This is a genomic window from Bacillus sp. LJBV19 (genome assembly GCF_017797845.1).
Taxonomy (GTDB): Bacteria; Bacillota; Bacilli; order Bacillales; family Bacillaceae; genus Bacillus; species Bacillus velezensis.
In genome coordinates this window covers 1,992,609-2,018,258 of the sequence record NZ_CP072563.1, presented here as the reverse complement: position 1 = coordinate 2,018,258, position 25,650 = coordinate 1,992,609, and the positions used below count along the sequence as shown (strand labels likewise).

11 protein-coding genes and 1 tRNA gene are annotated in these 25,650 nt (G+C 48.1%); 10 read left to right on the top strand and 2 right to left on the bottom strand.

Features of this window, described 5'->3' with window-relative positions:
* Positions 1-4 precede the first annotated feature (4 nt).
* Positions 5-307, top strand: coding sequence for an ArsR/SmtB family transcription factor (locus tag J6600_RS09475; protein WP_007407355.1), 303 nt, complete (start codon positions 5-7; stop codon positions 305-307).
* 143 nt (positions 308-450) lie between these two features.
* The gene (locus J6600_RS09470; RefSeq protein WP_209387322.1) at positions 451-1,626 is read left to right on the top strand and encodes an MFS transporter; all 1,176 of its coding nucleotides are present in this window, start codon (positions 451-453) and stop codon (positions 1,624-1,626) included.
* Positions 1,627-1,672: 46 nt separating this feature from the next.
* Here J6600_RS09470 and ggt read toward each other — a convergent pair whose 3' ends face one another.
* Positions 1,673-3,448: a gamma-glutamyltransferase gene (ggt, locus tag J6600_RS09465; protein WP_014418078.1), complete on the bottom strand. Its 1,776-nt coding sequence runs from the start codon at positions 3,446-3,448 to the stop codon at positions 1,673-1,675.
* A gap of 243 nt (positions 3,449-3,691) precedes the next feature.
* Here ggt and J6600_RS09460 point away from each other — a divergent pair, with 243 nt between their 5' ends.
* The 3 genes from J6600_RS09460 (at position 3,692) to J6600_RS09450 (ending at position 4,898) form a co-directional block, all read left to right on the top strand.
* On the top strand, positions 3,692-3,922 hold the full coding sequence (locus J6600_RS09460) for an excisionase family DNA-binding protein (RefSeq protein WP_003153848.1): 231 nt from the start codon (positions 3,692-3,694) through the stop codon (positions 3,920-3,922).
* Positions 3,923-4,237: 315 nt separating this feature from the next.
* Complete coding sequence (locus tag J6600_RS09455; RefSeq protein ID WP_003153850.1) at positions 4,238-4,783, top strand: site-specific integrase; 546 nt, start codon at positions 4,238-4,240, stop codon at positions 4,781-4,783.
* 42 nt (positions 4,784-4,825) lie between these two features.
* A tRNA-Arg gene (locus J6600_RS09450) sits at positions 4,826-4,898 on the top strand.
* Between the two features lie 145 nt (positions 4,899-5,043).
* On the opposite strand, the gene J6600_RS09445 is transcribed toward J6600_RS09450, so the two are convergent.
* A complete protein-coding gene (locus tag J6600_RS09445) occupies positions 5,044-5,586 on the bottom strand; it encodes an IseA DL-endopeptidase inhibitor family protein (protein ID WP_017417934.1) in 543 nt (180 codons plus the stop codon).
* Positions 5,587-5,814: 228 nt separating this feature from the next.
* On the opposite strand from J6600_RS09445, the gene J6600_RS09440 reads away from it, so the two are divergent.
* The 5 genes from J6600_RS09440 (at position 5,815) to J6600_RS09420 (ending at position 25,635) form a co-directional block, all read left to right on the top strand.
* Positions 5,815-7,203, top strand: coding sequence for an MATE family efflux transporter (locus tag J6600_RS09440; protein WP_014418076.1), 1,389 nt, complete (start codon positions 5,815-5,817; stop codon positions 7,201-7,203).
* A gap of 114 nt (positions 7,204-7,317) precedes the next feature.
* A complete protein-coding gene (locus J6600_RS09435; RefSeq protein WP_029974636.1) occupies positions 7,318-8,286 on the top strand; it encodes an aldose 1-epimerase in 969 nt (322 codons plus the stop codon).
* A gap of 18 nt (positions 8,287-8,304) precedes the next feature.
* Positions 8,305-9,780, top strand: a complete 1,476-nt coding sequence (dacB, locus tag J6600_RS09430; protein WP_209387321.1) for a D-alanyl-D-alanine carboxypeptidase/D-alanyl-D-alanine endopeptidase — start codon at positions 8,305-8,307, stop codon at positions 9,778-9,780.
* A 479-nt stretch (positions 9,781-10,259) separates the two neighbouring features.
* Positions 10,260-17,918 carry a non-ribosomal peptide synthetase gene (locus tag J6600_RS09425; protein WP_209387320.1) on the top strand — a complete coding sequence of 2,553 codons (7,659 nt, stop codon included), beginning with the start codon at positions 10,260-10,262 and terminating at the stop codon, positions 17,916-17,918.
* 25 nt (positions 17,919-17,943) lie between these two features.
* Positions 17,944-25,635 carry a non-ribosomal peptide synthetase gene (locus J6600_RS09420; protein ID WP_209387319.1) on the top strand — a complete coding sequence of 2,564 codons (7,692 nt, stop codon included), beginning with the start codon at positions 17,944-17,946 and terminating at the stop codon, positions 25,633-25,635.
* The last annotated feature ends 15 nt before the right edge of the window (positions 25,636-25,650 follow it).

Below are 25,650 nucleotides of genomic sequence, written 5' to 3'. Positions count from 1 at the left end.
GCGTATGAAACCTATTGATGTTTTTAAAGCGTTGTCTAATGAGTCACGGCTTGAGATTTTACAATGGCTGAAAGAGCCGGACCGTCACTTCGCCCCGCATGATGGCATTGATATGAATGAGATCGGAGTATGTGTCAGCCAGATCACCGATAAGCTTCAGATGACACAGTCAACGGCGTCTCAATATCTTTCCATTCTTCAGCGGGCGGGCCTTATCCAAACAAAACGGATTGGCAAATACACCTATTATAAAAGAGATGAAGAAGCGATAAAGGCGATGGCCGATTATTTTCAGCGCGAAATGTAGGGCTGAATCCTTTAGAAGAGGGATTCAGTTTCTTTTTCCGACTACACATCGACATATTGCGATTTGTTTCTGTTTGTTCAACTCTTTATATCGATATATCACAATATATCTTTATATAAATCATCAATGAAGGAGTGTGTCAGGTGCAAAATACCTGGAAGATTTACATTTTGGCAATTATCAGTTTTTTAGTGGGGACGTCTGAATATGTGATATCCGGGATGCTTGATAAAATTGCAGGTTCCTTGGGAGTTACTGTGGCAGCGGCAGGGCAGCTGATTACGATTTTTTCACTTGTTTATGCAATCGGAACGCCTGTCATGATGGCCCTTACAGCAAAACTGGACAGAAGGAAGCTCATGATCTATGCTCTTGGATTGTTTGTAATCGGAAATATCATTTCTTTCCTTGTGCAGGGATTCGGCTTATTTGCGGGAGCGCGGGTGATCATGGCGCTTGGAGCAGGAACTGTGGTGGTCACCGCGCTTACGATCGCAGCAAAAATCGCTCCCCCGGGAAAACAGGCAAGTTCTCTCGCAACCGTCATTATGGGGTTTACGGCGGCGCTCATTATCGGTGTTCCGATCGGAAGAACCGTGTCTGAAGCTTTTGGCTGGAAGGTGGTTTTCGCCGGAATTGCGGCAATCGGAATCATTGCCATGCTTATTATACGTTTCGCGCTGCCTGAGATAAAAGGAGATAAACCGGTGCCGCTCATTCAGCAATTTTCTCTTTTGAAGAAACGAAAGGTGGCTGTCGGGCTGGCCATTACGTTTTTTTGGCTCGGAGGCTATTCGGTTGCGTATACGTACCTTTCTCCGTATTTACTGAACGTTACTCATATCGGAAGCGGAATACTGAGTACATTGCTGCTTATTTTCGGTGTTGCAAGTCTTGCCGGTTCTAAAGCAGGCGGTTTCAGCGCAGACAAATGGGGGGCGCGTATGACATTAATCGGCGGAATGGCGCTTCATGCTATCATGCTCATGTTATTGCCGTTTGCCACACATTCTGCTTTCGGAGCGGCGGCAGTGCTTATATTTTGGTCCTTCGCCGCCTGGTCATCTGGGCCTGCTCAGCAGTATCATTTGGCAACGATGGAGCCTGAATCATCGGGTGTATTACTTGGCCTCAACCAGTCTGTGATGCAGCTGGCTATGGCAGCCGGGGCGGGCATCGGGGGCATTGTTGTCACTCATCTGTCTCTTGCGTCAGTGACATGGATCGGATCAGCGGGTGTTGTCATCGCGATGTGCGGCGTGCTTTCGCTTGCGTCATTAACGTCTGAAAAAAACTCATCTGAATACAGTGCAGAATAAACAAAAGCCTCATTTCTCAGCTTGAGAAACGAGGCTTTTTGTCTTGTTATTTTTTATAATTTTTCAAGTTTACGCCGATTGCGGCTCCGTTTCGGCTTGAGTCGGCGACTCCGGTGAAGGTGCCGTTTTCACGGTCGATCAGGATGCTTTGCACATTACCGATATCAACCGGGCTGCTGCCGAATTTATGCCCCATTTCGTTCAGTTTTGTGCGGGCTTCTTCCGGCACTCCTTTTTCATATCGATAGGATGTCATGCTGTTTGTGTAAATTCTCGGCTCTTCGACCGCCGCTTTCAGATCCATGCCGTACTCAACTTTGTTCAGGATCGTTTGCAGGACGGAAGAAATAATCGTTGCTCCGCCGGGGGAGCCGACAGTCAGGACAGGTTCGTTATTTTTGAATAAAATAGTCGGAGTCATGCTGCTGAGCGGACGTTTATTCGGCTGCACTTCATTTGCGCCGCCAGGCACCGCATCGAAGTCTGTTAACTCATTATTCAGCACAACGCCGTATCCGGGAACCATAATGCCGGAACCGAACAGCTGTTCAATCGTTGTCGTATAAGATACGACATTGCCGAAGCGGTCGGTTACCGTGAAGTGAGTCGTTTGACCTTCTTGTTTGTCAGTCGGCTGCTCCACTTGTTTATAGTTTGCAGAACCTTCCTGATAGGCCCAAGGATCGCCGGCTTTCGGTTTTTTATTGACTTTATCAATATCTATCAGCTGTCTGCGGGCATTGATATAATCTGGATTCAAGAGACCTTTGAGAGGGACGTTGACGAATTCTGGGTCCCCGGCAAATGCGGCGCGGTCAGCATAAGCCAAATGCATCGTTTCTGCGAGAAGCTGATATTTTTGCCAAGAACGGATATCATATTGAGAAAGCTTAAAATCATCCAGGAGGTTCAGCATTTGCAACAGGAAAACACCGCCCGAGCTTGGAGGAGGAGCAGTTGCGATATGATAGCCCTGGTAATCTCCCCAGATCGGTTCGTCAATCGTCACATTGAAGTTTTTAATGTCTTTTTCTGTCATTGAGCCGCCGAATTCCTGCACTGTTTCTGCAAGCTTTTTGGAGAATGCACCGTCATAGAATGCTTTTGTGCCTTTGTACTTAATAGCTGTAAATGTTTTGGCTAAGTCTTTTTGGATGAGTGTGTCTCCTTCTTTCAGAGGTTCTCCGTCCGGAAGAAACACGTCTTTTGCAGCAGTGTGTGATAATTTGTCTTTATAATCTGAGATGGCATCAGCTAAAACCGAATCGATCGGAAAGCCTTTTGAGGCAAGTTTAATGGAAGGGGTGATGAGTTGTTTCATGGAGCGTGTGCCCCATTTGTCTAGCGCTTTTTCAAGTCCTTTTAATGTTCCCGGAACACCGACTGCAGTCCCTTTCGTAACGCGTTCGGAGAAAGGAATGGCTTTGCCGTTTTCGTCAAGGAACATATCCGGTGTTGCGCCTGCCGGTGCGCGTTCCCTGCTGTCGATAATGGTGGTGTCTTTCGTCTTCGCATCATAAACCATCATAAATCCGCCGCCGCCGATTCCAGACATCATAGGTTCAGTTACGTTTAATGCGAATTGAATGGCAACCGCGGCGTCAATTGCATTGCCGCCTTTTTTCAGCACGTCGGCACCGATTTGTGAAGCGAGAGGATGGGCGGTGGCAACCATGCCGTCTTTGCCGACATCTACCTGTTTGTAGTCGTCATAGGAAAACGGGTGTTTCTTAGCCTGAGCGTGATAAGGGATGCTTCCGGCCGCGAGCAAAGTACTGAGCAGAACGATAAAACAGAGATTCATAAACTTTTTCTTTTTCATAGTCTGCCTCCTTTGTTTTCCGCTTACAATTATAGAGTAAGTAAAATGTGCTGTTTTCACAAGTGACAAACGGAATAGTCCGGTGTGCAAAAAGTTGGGGTTTCTGTGTGAATGTAATCAGTCGCAAATAGGCTAAATGGGAAACCGGACTGAAAAAGCTGTGAAACAAGCATAAAGACAAAAAATAAGCTACAATAAACAAAACAGAATTCACTCACATGACATATGAAAGGAACGTGAGCCATGTATTTAACGATCAAAGAGACAGCTGAGTTTACCAGTCTTCCTGAAGAATATGTGCACAATCTTGTTTTGACGAATAAAATAAGAGCCGTCCATGACGGACAGCAATATTTAATCAACAAGGAACAATTTCAAACCCATCTCGAACAGCTGGAAAAATATAAGGAAATGATTCAAGAGTTTTTAAATGAGCCGCTTCCTGAAGACATTGATGTAAAAGATGAAGATTAGGACACAATTTCATATTGTGTCTTTTTTTTTCATTTTTTTCGGTTGCTCACAAAAAAATGGATGCTCAGATTTCATTTTAAGGCCTATGTTTTCATTTTTTAATACCTTGAGTCTCTATTTGTTTAAAAGCTTGTCAACGGGCTGAAAATGATGTTTTTGAGGAATTCGTTGAAACTGCGTATCTGATTCACCTTATGTAACACTATGTATATTATGTTACATAAGACCCTTTATCCTTTATCATTCAACGGGTTTCGGTTATAATAGTAACATAATGCTCAATATGTTACTTTACCAATTATAAGGGGTTTTTTGATGCATATCGTACAGCCGATCCGAAGTTTGGAGAAGATCCAGGAAGTCAAACAGTATTTAATGAAAAAAAGTGATCGTGATTATTTTTTATTTATTTTCGGCATGAACAGCGCACTGCGGATTTCAGATGTTCTGCCGCTTCGCGTGAGGGATGTAAGGAACAAAGACCATGTGTGGGCAACCGAAAGCAAAACGAGAAAGAAAAGAAAAATTCTGATACTGGAGTCTTTAAAGGCCGACATATACGCTTATACAAAAGACATGAAAGAGGATGACTATTTGTTTAAATCGAAACGGACGAATAAGCCCATATCCCGGATTCAGGCATACAGAATATTAAAGGAAGCGGCTGCCGCTTGCGGGTTGGAGGAAATTGGGACGCATACGCTTAGAAAGACGTTCGGGTATCATTTTTATCAGAGGACAAAAGACATTGCTGAACTGCAGAGGATTTTGAATCATTCTTCTCCGTCTATTACAATGCGTTATATCGGAATAGATGAAGATACAACGAGAGCCGCCTATAAAGTGTTCGGAGGGCTGTAGACTTGAAAAAAACGGCCGCCAGCGTTACTATAATAGAAGCAGGCTCTAGTAGCACAGCGGATAGTGCAGCAGTTTCCTAAACTGCAGGTCGGGAGTTCGAATCTCTCCTAGAGCGTTTTTTGTATGAGATAGGCGCAGCTTAATAATGTCGGCAAAACAGAAACCCCCTTGTTATACAAGGGGGTTTTGAGTTGAATATTTTGTGAGAACCTAGTGGAAATGATGTGAAAAAAGCCCGCTGTAAGCAAGCGGGCTTTTTCTTATATGACAGCATCAAATTGATTGACTTTCCAAACGTTGTTTTCTTTTACGAATGTTACATCGCGTTTAGCTGACGGAGAACCGTCAAGAGTCGGTACAGTGAAGCGGTATGTTTGAGCGCTTCCTTTTTTAGAAAGAAGAGTCATTTTTGCTTTTTTCCAATTCAGGAGGTTATCTCCGTCGCCGACCGGAACAGCCAATTTGCCGTCTTTTACAGTGAAGTGGTAATCTTTGAGCCCTTTGTCAATCGCTTGCTTTGTAAAAGCGGGTGTCAGATATTTTACGGCTTTCGCTTTTGTTCCGAGGTCTTTGCACATAAATACATATTGCAGATTTTGATATTCAAACGGTTCAGAAGTGCAATTTGCGTTTGATTTAAGCGAACCGCCGCTCATTGTGTTCCAGAAATGTTCTCTCGCTGACAGGGCCAGCTGAAGCGCTTGTTTTTGTGTAAGGTCATTAGGTGCATTTTTTGCGGTCGCCGCAGTGCCCAATGACAGAATCAATGTAATAGTAGTGAGGAATAATAGCCATTTTTTCATGATATAATCTCTCCTTCAATCAATCTCTTTCTCTTATGTTACAAATGTTACAATAATTACGGTAAGATTACAATACCTTTTCAGAAATATTTTCCGGACTTTTTATTTTTATGGTTTATTTCCATGTAAGACGTGAGAAAAAGATAAAGAGTTTCATTGAACAAAAGGTTTTTACAAGCTGTCTGCTGAATAATAAAATGGAAGAAAATCAAAAAAGGAGTCCTACATATGGAAGTACAAGATCATTTAGAAACAGCGGAAGGCCGCGGCCAGTCTGTCTGGCGATCGATGTCACTGTTTTTAGTGCCGCTGCTTTTAAGCAATGTATTGCAATCTGTCGGCCAATTGGTCGGAATGGTATTTGTCGGAAGGTGGCTCGGAGTTGATGCGCTTGCCGCCGTATCGTCTTTTTTTCCGCTGTTTTTTCTGCTGATCTCCTTTACGATCGGAATCGGTTCGGGAAGTTCCATTCTGATCGGGCAGGCTTACGGCGCGAAAAACGAAGAGAGGATGAAGGCGATTGTCGGCACTACACTGACTTTTACCTTTATGCTCGGTGTTGTTCTGGCAGTTGTCGGCAGTGTGTTTACGCTTGATATTCTGCGGCTGATGGGAACGCCGGAAAACGTAATAGATGTCAGTGTCCGATATGCGCGCATTTTGTTTTGCGCAATGCCGCTGATGTTTTTATATTTTGCGTATACGACATTTTTACGCGGAACGGGAGATTCAAAGACCCCGTTTTATACGTTAATCGTCAGTACAGTCATAAACATCGGGCTCTTGCCCTTATTGATTCTCGGGCTTTTCGGACTTCCGAAGTTCGGCATTTACGGTTCGGCGTATGCAACCGTGATTTCAAACATCGTGACATTTATCGTACTCATGGTTTATTTACGGAAAAGAAAACATCCATTGGCATTTGACCGGACTGCGCTCCGTTCTCTTAAAATGGACAAAAAGCTGCTCGCGCTTTTACTCCGTCTCGGTATTCCGTCGAGCATCAATATGATTCTCGTGTCACTTTCTGAAATTGCGGTCATTTCATTTGTCAATCATTACGGATCAAACGCGACGGCTGCTTACGGGGTCGTCAACCAAGTGGCGAGTTATGTGCAGATGCCGGCGGTAAGCCTCGGTATCGCCGTTTCAATTTTTGCCGCCCAATCCATTGGCGCCAATCAATTCGGCCGGCTGAAACAGGTCATCAAAGTCGGCATCGGCCTGAATTATTTGATCGGCGGGGTGTTGATCCTGCTGATTTACACCTTCTCCCGGCAGATACTGGCTTTGTTTTTAACAGATCAGGATACACTCCACATTGCCCGCAATCTGATTATGATTACCCTTTGGAGCTATTTGATTTTCGGTCACGCTCAGATCGTTTCAGCAACAATGCGGGCGAGCGGTACGGTGTTATGGCCGACGATTATCAGCATTTTTGCGATTTGGGGAATTGAAGTGCCTGTGGCCTTTATTCTTTCTCATTATACGAATCTCGGCATTCTCGGCATTTGGGTCGGTTATCCGGCGGCTTTTGTCGTCAGCCTGCTGCTGCAATACGGATATTACCGGTTTGTATGGAAGAAAAAACAGATTACCCGGCTGATTCAATAAGGTTTTACCGCACATCGCTCAGTTCATACGGGCGATGTTTTTTTAGAGCAGGAAAATGAGTTTAGAAAATGGAATTCCTATACATGCTAGAAAACAAGGAAAGGGCAGGTGCTTATGACGATTGAACATACGACTTATTTAGGGGTTTCAGCCATAAAAGCGGAGACTGATCAGGCTGAATGCATCATTGTGCCGGAGTGGGGATCAAATGTCATATCGCTTCGGGATAAAAGAACCGGTATGCGGCTTCTCAGAGAACCGGAAACTGCGGAGCAATTCCGCGCAAAACCGATGCTGTACGGCATTCCCGTTTTATTCCCGCCGAACCGGATTACGGACGGGACGTTTCGTTTTGACGGCCGCGCGTATCAATTCGAGATAAACGAAGAGGATAAACATAATCATATTCACGGCTTTCTTCACAATCAGCATTGGAAAGCGGCGGCAGCGAAAGAAGAGGGAGATGGAATGACAGTCGAAACAGAAATTGATCTTTCAAAGATTCCCCGTGTTCATAAACAATTTCCGCACGATGTCATTGTCCGGATGACCTATACATTAAAAGACAATGTGTTTACGCAGCGGGCGCTGATTACCAACAAGGGAACGGAGGCTTTTCCTTGGGGGCTCGGCTATCATTCCACATTTGTTTTCAATGAAGAGCGATCCCGTCTTTTTCTGACGGCTGACCGCATGTGGGAATTAAATGAACGTTTCGTGCCGACGGGCCGTTTATTGGATGTGCCTGATAAAGAAGCGTTCCGTCATGGGATGTCTTTGAAAAATAAACAGTTTGACGATGTTTTTCTTTCTTCCGGACGGAATGGCGGCAATAACGAAGCTGTTATTTATCATCCGGATGAGAAATTATCCGTTTTGTATCAGGCAGACACGTCTTTCAAGCATTGGGTGGTATATAACGGTGACGGAAAGCAGGGGTTTGTCAGTCTTGAGCCTTATACTTCCGTTACAGATGCTTTTAATCTGAATCAGCCTGCATCACTGACAGGGCTTCAGATTCTGAAACCGGGCGAAGAAGCGGCTGCGTCATCCAGGATCACCATTTTGCATGACGAAGAATAGGAAAGAGGCGGGATAACATTGAAAATATATGTGAAACGCTTGAGCGCGGTGATTCTGCTTTTGATCATTGCCGCAGTTCCTTATATTGATGATGCGGCTAAGGCGGCTGAACAAAAAAATACTCTGCAAAAAGAGCTGGAACACATTCTGGATGAAGAACCTGCTTTAAAGGGGGCTTCAGCGGGCGTCAGTGTCCGGTCAGCAAAAACAGGGGAGGTGCTGTTCGGCAGCCGGGAAGATATGCGGCTGAGGCCTGCATCACTGATGAAGCTGCTGACGGCATCTGCGGCGCTTTCCGTTCTCGGAGAAGATTACACCTTTAAGACAGAAGTACGGGCAGACGGCGCCGTGAAAGGAAAACAGCTGCGCGGAAACCTTTATCTCAGGGGAAAAGGCGATCCGACCCTATTGGTTTCTGATTTTGAGAAGATGGCTAAACAGGTCAAAGCCAGGGGCATCCATGTCATTAAAGGAGATCTGGTCGGGGATGACTCGTGGTATGACGATACCAGGTATTCAGTTGATCTTCCGTGGAGCGATGAAGGCCAATATTATGGAGCGCAAGTGTCAGCTCTTACCGCTTCCCCAAATGAGGATTATGATACCGGAACGGTGATTGCGGAAATCAGCCCGGCGAAACAGCCCGGTAAAAAGCCGCGCATTTCAATTTCTCCCCATACGGACATCGTTCGTGTGAAAAACGAAGTGAAAACCGTCGCTTCTGATGAAAAGAAAGAATTGACGGTTGAACGGGAGCACGGTGGCAATGTGATTACGATAAAGGGAACCATACCTGCCGGCTCGGCACAGGCAAGAGAATGGGCGGCAGTGTGGGATCCGTCGTCCTATGCTTTAGATTTATGGAAACAAGCGCTTACTAAACAGGGTATAACTGTAAAAGGGAAAATCAAAACAGGGCGAATGCCGCACCGCACCCAGCTTGTCACATCACGGACATCCATGCCTCTTTCAGAATTATTGATCCCATTTATGAAACTGAGCAACAACGGGCACGCCGAAATTCTGATCAAGGAAATGGGAAAAGTGAAAAAAGGGGAGGGCAGCTGGGAAAAGGGCTTGGACGTGATGAAATCGGAGCTTAAATCGTTCGGGCTGAATCCGGATGAATTGATTGCAAGAGACGGATCCGGCGTTTCTCATGTTAACGGCGTATCCGCCGGCCAAATCGGAGAGCTTTTGTATGCGGTTCAGAAAGAAAAGTGGTACCCGGCTTTCCTTCGTTCGCTCCCTGTCGCCGGCGCAAGTGACAGAATGACGGGAGGAACCCTTCGGAATCGGCTGAAGGGCACCCCGGCGGAGGGCAAAATTAAAGCGAAAACCGGGTCACTAACATCAGTCAGTTCGATTGCCGGCTATGCAGACACAAAAACAGGAGATACGCTTATTTTTTCCGTGCTTCAAAACGGGCTGCTTGACGAAGATGACGGAAAAGACATTGAAGACAAAATCGCAGTCGTGCTGGCAAATCAATAAGAAGGGCCGAATCCTTAGAGGATTCGGCTTTTTTGATGTCTGTAAAACATTATATTGCGATTATGAATCAATCTTTTCAAAAAGTAATATCGGCAATATCCTTCCTTTTTTTTACATGATACTTTCTTACTTGTTCACCGATTTTTCATTTTTTAACGTAAAACTTCTTTTAAGGAGGCAAAACCTTTTTAAAAGCGCAATTAATTATACATTTTATTCCTTATTATAGTGTTTAAGAACCAGTTTGTAGTGTGCATACATACCGTTTTACATGGTATAAAGATTATAGAAATGAAGAAATGAAGTGAGGAATATATACTATATTCTAAAAAATGTTAGAGAAAATTTAATTTTTTATTGTGATTTCTAAAATATGTTTTAAAATAATGCTTATATGGATGATTTAGTCATATGCTGTCGAAATTTAATTGTAATTATTTCACTTTCTTATCCTCTTAAATTGAAATGGAGGGATTCCATTGAAGAACACTGTTTATTCTTTAACTCACGCCCAAAGAAGAGTCTGGTTTACAGAGCTGCTCGAGCCGGGCACAAGTATCTGCAATCTCGCGGCGTGCGTCAAATTCAGGGGGGACATCGATTTTGACGTACTGCGCCATGCTTTAGATTTTTCTATCTCGCAAAATGATTCACTCAGGTTTCAACTGACAGAAGGGGACGGATCAGAACCCCAGCTGTATCTGGCGGGGCATCGGCCGATTTCTCTAGAGACTGTTGATTTTACTCATACTGATCAGGCAGAGCGGGACGCATGGATTGACACGCAGACCCGTGTTCCGTTCAAGCTGTTTCATTCACCTCTGTATCAATTTACTCTGCTTGTCATGTCAGACGAAGAAGTTTGGCTTTATTCAAAATTTCACCATATTATCATGGACGGCATCTCGCTCAACCTGCTCGGCAACCAGCTCATTGATATCTACCAAAAGATCATGCGGGGCGAGGATTTAGCTGAACATCACAGACCTTCCTATCTCAGCTACATGGAAAAAGAACAGCAATACTTACAGTCTTCCCGTTTTCAAAAAGACCGTTCATTTTGGACTGAAACATACCGAACCGTTCCGGAACACCTTTCACTGGCGGAACGAACCTCTCATCTTAGACAAAGCACTGCGGCTTCCAGAGATACAATCACTCTTTCTCACTCCTTAGAACAATCTATCCGGCGTTTTTGCAAAGAAAATAATATCAGCATCATCTCTCTGTTTATGGCTTCGTTATACATATGCATCAGCCGTCTGACGGCTAAAAAGGATATTGCCATCGGCACTTATTACGGAAACCGGGGCTCCAGGCTCGAAAAGGATATGCTCGGCATGTTCGTCAGCACACTGCCGATCAGAATGACGGCAGATCCTGATGCGGAGTTCCTGTCCTTTGTCCGCAGCGTAGGAAAAGAGCAGCTGTCTGTTATGCGGCACCAGAAATATCCTTACAATCTTTTTGTGAATGAATTAAGGCAGACTCATCACGACCTGCAAAATATCATCGGGATTTCGATGCAATACCAGCCTCTCGCGTGGCGTCAGGCAGAAGGTTTCGATTATGAAACGGCGATGTTTTTCAGCGGACATACGGCAAATGAGCTGTCCATTTTAATTAAGGAGCGGACAGATACGGGATTGATTGAGCTGAATTTTGATTATCAATCCGCTTTATTTACTAAAACATCGATTAAACGAATTCAAACTCATTTGCTGACGATCGTTGAAAATGCCGTTAGAAATCCAAACCAGCTGATTCGGCATATTGATATGGCGGATGAAAATGAAAAGAAACGGGTGTTAACTGCGTTTAACCGTACAGAAGCGGTTGAACCGCCGGCTCCGACGCTTCACGGACTGTTTGCCCGCCGTGCCGCGCTTTCGCCGCATCGCCCGGCGCTCCGTTTTCCGGGCAGCATGCTGACGTACGCTGAGCTCGATCAGTACACAGACAGGCTCGCTGTTCGGCTCCGCCAAAAAGGCATCCGCAAAGAAAGCATGGTCGGCGTGCTCGCCGAACGCTCGCCGGAGATGGTGGTTTCTGTGCTTGCCGTGTTAAAAGCGGGCGGCGCCTATGTGCCGCTTGACCCGGAGTATCCTGAGGACAGGCTGCGCTATATGCTCAATGACTGTGCAGCTTGTCTTCTGCTTGCACAGCCGGGATTATCCGTTCCCGGTTTTTCCGGAGAAACGCTAGAAGTGTCTCTTTCTTCTCTGACAAGTGAGACGGAGACAGGGGCTGTCTCTGAAGAAGCGGATGCCGATTCGCTCGCTTATATCATTTATACGTCCGGTTCGACGGGAACACCGAAGGGAGTGGCTGTTGAACACCGTCAAGCCGTCGCCTTTTTATCGGGGATGCAAGGGCAGTTTCCGTTAACGGAAGAGGATATTATCGTGCTGAAATCATCCTTTTCTTTCGATGCTTCCATCTGGCAATTGTTTTGGTGGACGATGTCCGGCGCCTCCGTGTATCTGCTTCCGGCCGGATGGGAGAAAGATCCTGTGCGGATGATTGAAGCTTTTTCTTCTGAAAAGGTGACGACCGCGCATTTTATTCCGGCGATGGTCAACAGCTTTTTAGACGCGCTGGAAACAGAGCCTGAGGAAACAAGAACACGCCTCGGCAGAACACTGACACGCGTGTTTGCCGGAGGGGAAGCCCTTTCCCCGCTTACGGCTGCCCGGTTTGCCGATCTGTTGCCGGAGACCATGCTTATTCACGGCTATGGACCGACAGAAGCGACGGTTGATGCGGCGTTTTACGTCTGTGACCGAAAACGGGACAGCGGACGGACAAGGCTTCCGATTGGTAAACCCGTTCCTGGTGCCCGTCTGTATGTATTAGATAGCGGAGGAACCATCCAGCCTGCGGGTGTGGCAGGAGAGCTGTACATCGCGGGGACAGGGGTGGCCCGGGGCTATCTGAACCGGCCTGAGCTGACGGAGGAGCGTTTTCTCGATGATCCGTTTTATCCGGGAGAGCGCATGTATCAGACGGGCGATATCGCACGCTGGACAGAAGACGGCCTTGTCGAATGGCTCGGCCGTTCAGACGGACAGGTGAAAGTCCGCGGTTACCGGATTGAACCGGGGGAAATCGAAGCGGCGATCCGGCGCATCGACGGCATTCGTGAGGCGGCAGTCACCGCCCGGACCGAACACGGCGAAACCGCGCTTTACGCTTATATCGAAGGACGGGAAAGCGATGACGTGCGGGCGGAGCTTGCGGCACGCCTTCCGGCCTACATGATGCCGGCTCAGTTTATAGAGATGAACGAATGGCCGGTCACGCCGAGCGGAAAGCTTGACCGCCGCGCGCTGCCGGCTCCCGGCGGAGCGGCAGACAGACAGGCGTACACCGCCCCGCGGAACGTCACGGAAATGAAGCTTTGCGCCCTTTGGGAAGAGGTGCTGAAAAACGGCCCCGTCGGCATCCGGGATCACTTTTTTGAGCGGGGCGGCCATTCGTTAAAAGCGACGGCTCTCGTCTCCCGCATCGCCAAAGAGTTCGGTGTTCAGGTGCCGTTACAGGACATCTTCGCCCGGCCAACGGTGGAAGAACTCGCTTCGGTTATTCAGGACTTGGAAGAGAGCCCGTATGAAGCGATTCAGCCTGCGCAAAAACAGGACACCTATCCGGTGTCTTCGGCGCAGAAACGGATGTATGTGCTCCAGCAGCTTGAAGACGGCGGTGTCGGCTACAATATGCCGGCTGTGCTGGAACTGACGGGCCCGCTTGACCGCAGCCGGCTGGAGGAGACGTTCCGGCAGCTTGTGGAGCGGCACGAGTCGCTCCGAACGTCCTTTGAAACGGGGCCTGACGGCGAACCGGTGCAGCGCATCCATGACAGCGTGCCGTTTCAGCTGGATGAGGCCGAGTCAGCTGACGCATTCGTCCGGCCGTTTGGTCTGGAGGAAGCGCCGCTCTTCCGCGCGGCTCTCGTGAAAGAATCCGACGAACGTCATCTTTTATTAACGGATATGCATCATATTATTTCTGACGGTGTGTCCGTCAACACCTTGATTAAAGAATTCGGCGAGCTGTACGCAGGCCGTTCGCTTGCGCCGATGCGCCTTCAATATAAAGACTATGCCGTCTGGCAGCGGTCGTTTCAGGAGAAGGAAGGATATCAGAAGCAGGAAGCCTACTGGCTGAAGCGGCTAGAAGGAGAGCTTCCGGTGCTTGAGCTTCCGGCTGACAAGCCCCGTCCGGCTGTCAGAAGCTTTGCGGGCGGCAATGTATCGTGCACGCTTGACGCTGAAACGGCATCCGGCCTTCACCGCGTCGCCCGGGATCACGGCTCCACTTTGTATATGGTGCTTCTCGCCGCGTACAATACGTTACTCGCGAGATTGAGCGGGCAGGAAGACATCATCGTCGGCTCGCCGATTGCCGGGCGTCCGCACAAAGACCTTGAACCGATTCTCGGCATGTTCGTCAACACGCTCGCCATCAGAACGGAGCCGAAAGGAGACAAACGGTTTACCGATTATTTGGCGGAAGTCCGCCAGGCGGCGCTTGAGGCGTATGAGCATCAGGACTATCCGTTTGAGGAGCTTGTGGAACGGCTCGGCGTGCAGCGGGACATGAGCCGCAATCCGCTGTTTGATGCGATGTTTATTCTTCAGAATATGGAGCGAGAAGAGATAAATCTGGCCGGTCTGAAGGCGTCACGATCAGAGCATACCGAACATGATGTATCAAGTTTTGACCTGACCTTATCAGCGGCTGAATCCGATGGAAACATCCGCTTTGAAATGGAATTCAGCACCGAGCTTTTTATGAAAGAAACGATTGAACGATGGATGGGCCACTTACTGAATCTCTTGCGCCATGTTGCCGCCGAACCGGAAGTCACACTATCGAAAGCTGACATTTTGGATGAAGAAGAAAAACAAAAGTTACTGATTGAGTTTAATAACACACAAACCGAATTCATGGAAAAACACAAACTATTTCACCAGCTGTTTGAAGAGAAAGCAGAAGAAACGCCTCATCAGACCGCTGTTATTGAAGGAGCACAACAGATCAGCTATTCGCAGCTTAATGAGCGGGCAAATCGGCTTGCGCGAACATTACACAAAAATGGATTCGGTCCGGGAAAAAGAGCAGCTATATTGGCAAACCGTTCGATTGAAGCGATCGTCAGTGTTCTCGCCGTCATGAAATCGGGAGGGGCGTATATACCGGTTGACTCCCATTATCCCGAGGAACGGATTCGCTATTTATTAAAAGACAGCGCGGCATCCGTCTTGATGGTGCAGTCAGAATACAAAGAACTTGCTTCACAGCTGACGGATAACAACTTATTTCTCATTCAGCTTGATCATGAAGATCAATACGATATTTGTGCAAAGAATATTCAGCCGGCAGCGTCACCGGATGATACTGCATATATCATATATACTTCGGGAACAACGGGAACGCCGAAGGGAGTCGAAGTCAGAAATCGCAGCTTTACGCATGCAGCACTTGCATGGCGCAGGATTTATGAGCTTGATCTTATACCGGTCAGAGTGCTGCAGATGGCGAGTTTCTCATTTGATGTATTTTCAGGGGATCTTGCACGCGCCCTGCTAAACGGGGGAACGCTTGTCATTTGTCCGGATGACGTCCGGCTTGAGCCACAACAGCTTTATCGGCTCATTGATCAGCACCGTATCACGTTTATGGAGTCGACACCCGCGCTGATTGTTCCGTTTATGGAATATATATATCGCCGGAAGCTCGCGCTGCAAAGTGTAAAAATACTTGTACTGGGTTCAGATATGATCAAGTCGCAGGATTTTTATACGCTTCATGAACGCTTTGGGAAAGAAATGCGAATTATTAACAGCTACGGTGTAACAGAAGCGACAATTGATTCTTCGTATTATGAAGCCGAAATGAGCGAAGTGCCGCGGGAAGATGATGTGCCGATCGGTGTTCCGCTTCCGAATGTGCAAATGTACGTCTTAAACAAAGACAAACAGGTCCAGCCGATCGGCGTTTTCGGAGAGCTGTATATCGGGGGCGCCGGCGTCGCCAAAGGATATTGGGGACAGCCTGAGCTGACAGAGGACGCATTCAGTGACCCGTTACAAACGGGAGAAACGCTTTACAGAACCGGAGATCAGGCTTGCTGGCTGCCGGATGGCACTCTTCGTTTTCAAGGGCGGATTGATAAGCAGGTAAAAATCAGAGGATACAGAATTGAGACGGGAGAAATAGAAAGTGTGCTTTTGAAACACGATCAAGTCAAAGAAGCGGCTGTTACCGTGATGAAAGATGCCGAAGGACAAGCCCGATTAGCGGCATACATCGTTCCTAAAGAGGCCGATATCTCATCACTTCGCCAGTCTCTTATGCAGGAGCTCCCGGCTTATATGATGCCGTCTCATATTATCGGTTTAGACAGCATGCCCCTGACACTGAACGGCAAACTTGATAAATCGGCATTGCCGGCAGAAGAGATACATTCATCACAGGCATTTGTCGCGCCCGGCGATGAAAAACAGGCGATGTTATGCCGGATTTGGGAAGATGTGCTTCATATTCAGAAAGCGGGAATTCATCACTCTTTCTTTGAGCTTGGGGGAGATTCCATTAAGGCGCTTCAAGTGTCAGCCCGACTCGCCGGAGAAGGCTGGAACATGTCGATCCGCGATTTGTTTCAGTTCCCGACGATTGCAGAACTCGCGAAGCACCTCACGCCGGCTGTTGCAACGGCTGATCAGGGGCCGATAGAAGGAAGCGCTCCGCTGACACCGATCCAGCAGAGATTTTTTGAGGAGCCGGGTGCGTTTGAGCTTCATTATAACCAATCAGTCATGCTGTGCACTGAAGACAGCCTCCAAATAGATGCGCTGTACCAGGCGGTTTGCGCGCTGACAGAACATCATGATGCGCTGCGAATGACTTTCACTGAAAATGAGCATGGGGAAGCCGTTCAATATAATCGCGGAATCACAAAGCAGCATGAAGAAATATTTACGCTTAACGTCATAGATATTTCAGAAGAAACGCAGCCCGAAAAACGGATAGCCGCTGAGGAAAAAGAAATACAGCAGGCTATGCGCCTTGATCAAGGCCCTCTGCTTCATCTCGGAGTGTTCCGGCAGAAGGAAGCCGACCATCTTCTTATAACGATTCATCATCTTATCGTGGACGGCGTGTCATGGAGGATATTGCTTGAAGATCTGCAGACAGCTTATCAGCAGGCATTAGAAGGCAAACAAATCGAACTGCCGCCGAAAAGCGATTCTTATATAAAGTATGCCGAAGAGCTTTTTGACATTTCCAAGAGCAAAGTATTGCTGGAGGAAGCCGCATACTGGGACAGCGTGATGTCTGGTGAAACAGCGCCGCTGCCGAAAATAACTGATGAAAACGCCGGACGATTGCAGGAAAACGCGCGCACTGCATCGTGGATATTAAGCAGCGAAGTCACGAAACAGCTGCTGTTGGAAACACAGCAGGCATACGGAACGGATGTTCATGAATTGCTTTTAACGGCGCTTGGAATGGCGCTTCATGAGTGGACGGGTTCTGAACAGATCCTTATCAGCACTGAGGGGCACGGGCGCCAGGGGCATATTCCTGACATTGATATGTCAAGAACGGCAGGATGGTTTACATCTGTTTACCCGGTGCTTTTGGATATGAGAGTGCCGGGCGGCTCAGGCGAAAAAACCGCTCACCGCATAAAGACGGTAAAAGACATGATGAGACGGGTTCCTCATCACGGAACCGGCTACGGGCTGCTGAGATATTCACGAAACATTCTTTATAAAGACCCAGAAATAAGCTTTAACTATCTCGGTGCGTTTGACGGTCTTGAGGGAACGCTGAAGATGTCACCGTTCAAGCCGCAGCATGATATAGCGGCCGGGCGCATCCGCGAGTTTGATCTGGATATTAACGCGATGGTGGCGGCCGGGCAACTGGAGGTAAAAGCCGTTTATACCGATGTATTTGCACCGGGGGCAATCGAGTTTTTCATGAATCGTTTCCATACTCACCTCGAGGACATCATCGCCCACTGTTCCGGCAAGAAAGAGCGGGAAAAAACATTAACGGATTACAGCCATACAGAATTGACCGCTCAAGCACTATCAAGCATTGAAGATCTCGTAAAAGGACTTTAATTTCATAAAAAGGTGTGTGGCATTCGTGACACAAGCGACAGAAATTCAAGATATTTACCCTTTATCATATATGCAGGAAGGCATGCTGTTTCATTCGCTTCTGGATTCCGGATCAAACGCATATGTCGAGCAGATTTCGTTTACAGTCAGCGGGGATTTATGCATTGATACATTCCAAAAAAGTCTGGATATGCTTGTCAGCCGCTATGATATTTTCAGAACGATTTTCATAAAAGAAGTGCCTGACCTTGAAGGTCCGCAGCAGGTTGTCCTTTCACGCCGTGACACAGCCGTACAGACTGAGAACATTTCAGACTATTCGGAAGAACGGCAGCAAAGCATCATTGACAAATTCAAGGAAACCGACCGGCATAAGGGGTTCGATCTGCAAAAAGGCCCCTTAATGCGCCTGACTCTTTTTCAAACAGGAGAAAACCGCCATACATGCGTTTGGACTCATCATCACATTATGATGGACGGCTGGAGCTTGGGTATTGTACTGAAAGATTTCTTCAGCATGTATTATGCAATCCGAAACGGGCGGCCTGTAAACCTCGGCAGTCCGGCTCCTTACAGCTCTTATATCAAATGGCTCCGAAGCCGGAATAAAGAAGAAACGTCAGCGTTCTGGTCGCGCTGCTTGGAAGATTACGGAGAAGTCGTTTCCGTTCCGCAAACGAAGAATAAGCCGGCGCAAAACGGTTATGCATCTGAGCATTTTCAATTTTCCCTTGAGTCTGAAACCGTGCAAAAGCTGACAGACATTGCCCGAAGCACCGGGGTCACGCTGAATACTTTATTTACGAGCATTTGGGGACTGCTTCTCCACCGTTACAACGGCACTGAAGATGCGGTATTCGGTTCAGTTGTTTCCGGCAGGCCGTCAGCTATCGCCGGCATCGAATCCATGGCCGGGCTGTTTATCAATACCGTGCCGGTAAGGGTGCGCGCGGCTGGGGATATGACTTTTTCTTCTCTTCTCAAAAAGGTGCAACAAGAGTCACTCGCTGCGGAAGAGCACAGCTATTATCCGCTGTATGACATCCAAAACGAGAGCGGCCTGCAAAAAGATCTCTTGAATCACATCCTGGTCTTTGAGAATTATCCGGTTCAAATGCAGACTGCGGTAAACGGCTGGCAGCAAACGGAAAGCAGTGCGCTCTCACTTGAAAACTTTTCGATGGCGGAAGAAACCAATTACGATCTTAACGTCGTCATCGTTCCGGGAGAAGAGTTTTATGTGAAATTCAGCTACAATGCGGGCATCTACGATCGGGAAGACATGAAACGGATCAAAGGGCATATTCTGGAGGTCATCTCCTGTGTAACGGAAGATCCGGACAGGCTTTTATCAAGCATCAGTCTCGTGCCTCCGGAGGAAGAAGCCTTGATTCATTCGTTTAACGAAACGAACCGTCCGTACCCTGAGACAACCGTTCATGGGCTGTTTGAAGAACAGGCGGCAAAAACGCCTGACCAAGAGGCGTTGAGATATAACGGGGTAAGCTGGAGCTACAAGAAATTAAATCAGCGGGCGAATCAGATTGCGCATGCGTTAAAGGAAAAAGGCGCACGCCCCGACCAGATCACCGCTGTTATGCTGCGCCGATCAATGAGTACGGTTGCCGCTCTGCTCGGAATTTGGAAGTCGGGCAGCGCCTATATGCCGATTGATGCGGAATTTCCGCCTGAACGGATTTCATTTTTACTGAGAGACAGTGAAGCCTCACTGCTCGTGACTGAAAAAGACCTGCTCCCCCTCATTCCGCCGCATTTCAAGGGCAGCGTCGTCATCATGGAGGAAACGGTTTCCCAGCAGACCGCACCGCTTCCGCCGGTATCTGACAGCGGAAATTGGGCGTATGTCATTTACACCTCCGGAACGACAGGCCGGCCGAAAGGGGTGCTTGTACAACACAAAGCGATCAGCAATACATTGCAATGGCGGCGTGAAGAATACGGGATGACAGAAGGGGACGTAGCGCTTCATCTTTTTTCATACGTATTTGACGGGTCATTAACGAGTCTTTTCACTCCGCTTCTGTCAGGCGCCTGTGTATTGTTAACTGATGAAGATGATGCGAAAGACGTCCTTTCAATAAAACAGAAAATCACCCGCCACGGGGTGAGCTATCTTCTGATCGTTCCGTCTCTGTATCGCGTTCTGCTTGATTCGCTGACGAAAAAGGATGCGCAGACGCTTCGGGCGGTGACATTTGCCGGGGAAGCGGCCACTCCTGATATCGTGGAAGCGAGCCGCGGCATATGCCCGAATGCCGAGCTGCTGAATGAATACGGTCCGACGGAAAACAGTGTAGCCACGACGATTCTGCGTAATCTGCAAAAAAGCAGCCGGATTACGATCGGACGCCCGATCGCCAACACTTCTGTCTATATGATGCACGGAGATCGGCTGCAGCCGGTCGGAGCCGTCGGTGAACTGTGTATTTCCGGAAAAGGTCTGGCGGACGGATATTTTCAGCAAAAAGAGCTGACGGACAAAGTCTTTACCCCTCATCCGTTTCGTGAAGGTGAACGGCTGTACAGAACGGGAGATGCAGCCCGATTTTTACCGGATGGAACGATTGAATATATGGGACGCTTTGACGATCAGGTGAAGGTAAGAGGTTACAGAATTGAATTAGGAGAAATCGAAACGGCACTCAGAAGTCTGTCCGGGGTAAAAGAGGCGGCAGTCACCGTGCGCAAAACGGCGGACGGGGAACAGGAGCTTGCAGCTTATGTCGTGCTGGAAAACGCGGGTGTGACATTTGACCCTCATGCCGAATTGGCCGGGAGATTACCTGCTTATATGATACCGGGAAGCTTTACCAAATTAACGGAGATGCCGCTGTCTGTGAGCGGAAAACTTGATCGGGCCGCACTTCCTGAGCCGAAAGAAGCCGGGAGAACCGGTGATTATCAAGCTCCGCGCACAATGCTTGAGACTGAGCTGCTGTCTATTTGGCAAGAAGTGCTGAAACGGGAACACATCAGTATGAGAGATGATTTCTTCCAAATCGGCGGACAGTCGCTGAAAGCCGCGTCGCTTGTTTCAAACATACATAAACGGCTGCAAATTGAGCTTGCCGTCCGCCATGTTTTTGAACATCCGACAATCGAGAGCATGGCCCGCTTCCTTGAACAGAGGAAAAGAGGAGAATATGCAGAAATCACGCCTGCTGTGGCAAAGGACTTGTACCCGCTATCTTTTGCGCAAAAAAGGCTCTATGCCCTTCACCAGCTTGCGGCGGACAGCACGGGCTATCATATGCCCGCTTGTCTGGAACTGAGCGGCAGACTCAACCGGGATCGTCTGCACGAAGCCTTTTCAGCGCTGTTACAAAGGCATGAAGCGTTACGCACATCATTTGTTTTACGAAACGGGGAGCCGATGCAGCACATACATGCACATGTCGATCTTGACCTCACAGAGATTCACATGCCATCCGGGAACCTTCTTCAAGAGGTGATGGAAACTTTCGTCAAACCGTTTGACGTGGAAAAAGCGCCGCTTTTGAGAGTGACTTTAGCCAAAGTCACTGAAGAACGTCATTTTCTGCTGCTTGATATGCATCATCTTATCGCAGACGGTGTGTCAATGAGCGTTCTGATTCAAGAATTGACGGATTTATACAGAGGAAAAGAGTTGCGGCCGTTAAAACTCCAATACAAAGATTTTTCCGTCTGGCAGCATGAGCGGTTTGCCGCTGAAGAATTCAAAAGACATGAGCGTTATTGGCTGGAGACGATCGGGGAAAACATTCCCGTACTTGATCTGCCGCTCGATAAAAAGCGCCCGCAGCTTCCTGATTTCAGCGGGTCCGTTGTTCGAACGCGCCTTCAAAAGGAAACGGCGGAGAATTTACGCCGGCTCATGGATGAGACGGGTTCGACGCTGTATATGATTCTTTTGGCAAGCTACTCCTTGTTCCTTTCTAAATTGAGCGGGCAGGAAGACATTGTCGTCGGTTCACCTGCGGCCGGCAGAAGCCGCGCTGAGCTTGACGGGGTCATCGGCATGTTTGTAAATACCGTGGCAATGAGAAGCAGGCCGAAAGGGGATAAGACATTCCGCGCTTATTTAGAAGAGGTGAAAATGCTCGCCCTCGGCGCGGCCGAACATCAGGACTTCCCGTTTGAAGAACTTGCCCAAAAGCTTGATACACACCGGGAAGTCAATCGCAATCCGCTGTTTGATGCCATGCTCGTTTTGCAAAACAGTGATGATTTCGAAGTGAACCTTCCGGGCTTAGCCGTTTCTTCACATGCAGTGAAACATGACATTTCAAAATTCGACTTGACGCTTCATGCCGAGGAACGGCCGGATGGCTCACTGGATTTTCATTTTGAATACAGTACCGCGTTGTTTGAAAAAGGTACGATCGAACGGTGGGCCGGTCATTTTAAAGAGCTTTTAGGACAAATCGCATCGCATGATGAGCGGAAGCTGTCTGACATTCATTTGCTGGGCATAAACGAGCGGCAGATGCTTCTTCAAGCGGAAAATCAAACGGCGGAGTATCCGAGGCATGAAACGATCGTCAGTTTATTTGAAGCACAGGCGGAAAAAATGCCGGATCAAATTGCAGCCGTCATGTCTGATGAGCGTCTCACCTACCGCGAGCTCAATGATAAGGCGGATCGAATCGCCGATATGCTGTCGGAAAACGGCATCCGCTCCGGACAGATTGTCGGAATTATGACCGAACGATCTCCGGATATGCTGATTGGGATTCTCGGTATTTTAAAAGCAGGAGGAGCTTATCTGCCGATTGATCCTGACTATCCGGACGAGCGGATTTCATTTATGCTGACTGACAGCGGCGCGCGTGCTCTGTTGACGCAATCGGGTCTTGGGATATCCGGAATGGACGAGCTGCCGGTATTATACATCGATAAGCCTGAATCCGTTTCAGCAGACAGAACGAAAGAAATGATAACGCCTGAACAGCCGGCTTACGTGATTTACACATCGGGCACAACCGGAAAACCGAAAGGCGTTATGACGGAACACCGCAATGTCATCAGCCTTATCACACATAAAGGACTGCCGTTTGATTTCGGCTCTGAAGACGTCTGGACGCTGTTCCATTCCTATTGCTTTGATTTTTCTGTCTGGGAAATATTCGGCGCGCTCTTATACGGCGGAAAGGTAGTCATCGTGCCGAAAGACACAGCCCGTGATCCGCATTTGTACCGGCAGCTGCTGCAAAGTGAAGGCGTAACGGTGCTGAACCAAACGCCGACGGCTTTTTCCGGACTCATTCATGAAGAAGCCGGGCATACGGACAAGCTGAAGCTTCGATATGTCATTTTCGGCGGAGAGGCGCTTCAGCCCGGCATGCTGAAAAGCTGGAAAGAGAAGTACCCGGAGACGGAGCTTGTTAATATGTACGGTATTACGGAAACCACGGTTCACGTCACATGCAAAAAACTGAATATGGATGATATTGAGAGAAACAAAAGCAATATCGGCAGACCGTTGGAAACCCTTCATGCTTTTGTCATGGACGCTTATATGAATCCGCAGCCGATCGGAATTCCCGGTGAGCTTTATATCGGCGGGGAAGGCGTCGCGAGGGGGTATGTAAACAGGGATGATTTAACCGCCTCCCGTTTCATCACGAATCCGCACGGCATGCGGCTCTACCGGACGGGCGATATCGCCAAAAGGCTCTCAAATGGCGAGCTGGAATATGTCGGGCGGAAAGATGCGCAAGTAAAAGTCAGAGGCCACAGAATTGAGCTGGGAGAAATTAAATCAGCGCTGCAGGAGCTTTCCTTCGTGAAAGAGGCCGCCGTGATCACACGTGCTGATCAGCACGGTCAGCACTCCATTTACGCATACGCGGTCTTACACGGAAACGAAAAGATAAAAGAAGCAGAGATTCAGGCCTCTCTCAGAGCTTTTCTGCCGGAATATATGATTCCCGCCCGCTTGATAGAGCTTGATGAACTGCCTTTGACGGCGAATGGGAAGCTGGACGAGAAGGCGCTCCCGCAGCCTGAATTAAATGATAGCCTTGGAGATGATATCAGCCTGAGAAATGAAACTGAAGAAATGATGGCTGACATTTGGGAAGAACTCTTAGGTGTTGAAGGCCTCGGTCCCAATGCTCATTTCTTCCATCTCGGCGGGGATTCGATTAAAGCGCTGCAAGTATGTGCGAGGCTGAAACAGCAGGGCTATGAAACGACCGTTCGCGAGCTGTTCGAGCATCAGACACTGGGAGAAGTATCGATGCGGCTTCGGAAAGTCCACCGCGTGATTGATCAGGCTCCCGTCACGGGAGACGTGCCGCTGACGCCGATCCAGCACTGGTTCTTGTCGCAATCATTGCCGCACGATCATTTTAATCAGTCCGTTATGCTCCGCAGTTCGGACAGAATCAATGAAATCGCCATGAGAAAGGCGCTGGCACAGCTCGCGGTTCATCATGACGCATTACGGATGATATGCGGCACGCAAAACGGATCGGTGATTCAATATAACAGAGCGGAAAACCTTTCTGAAGAAGAACTTTTTACGTTTGAAACGTATGACGTGAGAGGGAAAGGGTCATTACAAGAGGAGCACGCCGCAATCGAACAGGCGGCCGCCCGTATTCAAACTTCCATTCGGCTGGAGACGGGGCCGCTCGTAGCTGTCGGATTATTTCACGCTAATGATGGCGATCATCTGCTGCTTTCCATTCATCACCTTGTCATTGACGGTGTATCATGGCGGATTTTATTTGAGGATCTCACCGCGTGCTACAGGCAGGCGCTCGAAGGAAAAGAAACCGCGCTTCCGGCAAAAACCGATTCCTATCAGACTTACGCGAAGCAAATCTCTGATTATGCAAAAAGCCGCCGGCTGTTACAGGAAGCAGACTACTGGTCCGAAAGAGAAAAAGCGGCGGTCAAACCGCTTCCGAAAGATGCCCGCATCTCTTCCAATCTTCTGAAAGATACAGATGTGATGACCGTTACATTGACAAAACAGGAGACTGAGCAGCTGTTAACGGAAGCAAACAGAGCATACACAACAGAGACGGGCGAATTATTGCTTGCCGCGTTAAGCCTTGCGCTGAACAGATGGACCGGAAACGAGACATTCAAAATCAGCATGGAAGGCCACGGAAGGGAAGAGCACTTGGAACATCTTGATATCAGCAGAACCATCGGCTGGTTTACGTCAATTTATCCGGTATTGGTTGACGCAAGTTTTCAAGATCAGGCTGATGACGGCGAGCGGCTCGGCTATCACATTAAACGGACAAAAGACATGATGCGCCGCATTCCGCATAAAGGAGCGGGATACGGGGTGCTGAAATATATAAGCAAACTCTGGGAAGAAACTGAATCTGATTCTCCTGAAATCAGTTTTAACTATCTGGGGCAGTTTGACAGGGAGATCCGTTCCAGCGGCTTTGGTGTTTCTCCCGTAAAAGCGGGAAATGAAGTCAGCCCGGACTGGGAACGTCCGTACACACTTGATATCAGCGGCTCCGTATCGTCGGAATGTCTCAGCATGCATGTTGTGTACAACCGTTTTCAGTATCAAAAAGAAACGATTGAAGTTTTGACGGGACATTTTCATGCCTTTCTCAAGCAGATCATCACGCATTGCACAGGCAAAGAGGAGCGTGAATGGAGCGCCGCTGATTTCAGTGACGAGGAGTTAACGCTGGAAGATCTGAGTGACATTATGGGAGCCGTCAACAAACTATAGAAAAGGAGTGGCGCA

Excerpts from the sequence above, each read along its gene's own strand:
- J6600_RS09445 (WP_017417934.1), bottom strand. The coding sequence starts at position 5,586 with ATGAAAAAATGGCTATTATTCCTCACTACTATTACATTGATTCTGTCA.
- J6600_RS09435 (WP_029974636.1), top strand. The coding sequence starts at position 7,318 with ATGACGATTGAACATACGACTTATTTAGGGGTTTCAGCCATAAAAGCG.
- J6600_RS09460 (WP_003153848.1), top strand. The coding sequence starts at position 3,692 with ATGTATTTAACGATCAAAGAGACAGCTGAGTTTACCAGTCTTCCTGAA.
- J6600_RS09475 (WP_007407355.1), top strand. The coding sequence starts at position 5 with ATGAAACCTATTGATGTTTTTAAAGCGTTGTCTAATGAGTCACGGCTT.
- ggt (WP_014418078.1), bottom strand. The coding sequence starts at position 3,448 with ATGAAAAAGAAAAAGTTTATGAATCTCTGTTTTATCGTTCTGCTCAGT.
- J6600_RS09455 (WP_003153850.1), top strand. The coding sequence starts at position 4,238 with ATGCATATCGTACAGCCGATCCGAAGTTTGGAGAAGATCCAGGAAGTC.
- J6600_RS09440 (WP_014418076.1), top strand. The coding sequence starts at position 5,815 with ATGGAAGTACAAGATCATTTAGAAACAGCGGAAGGCCGCGGCCAGTCT.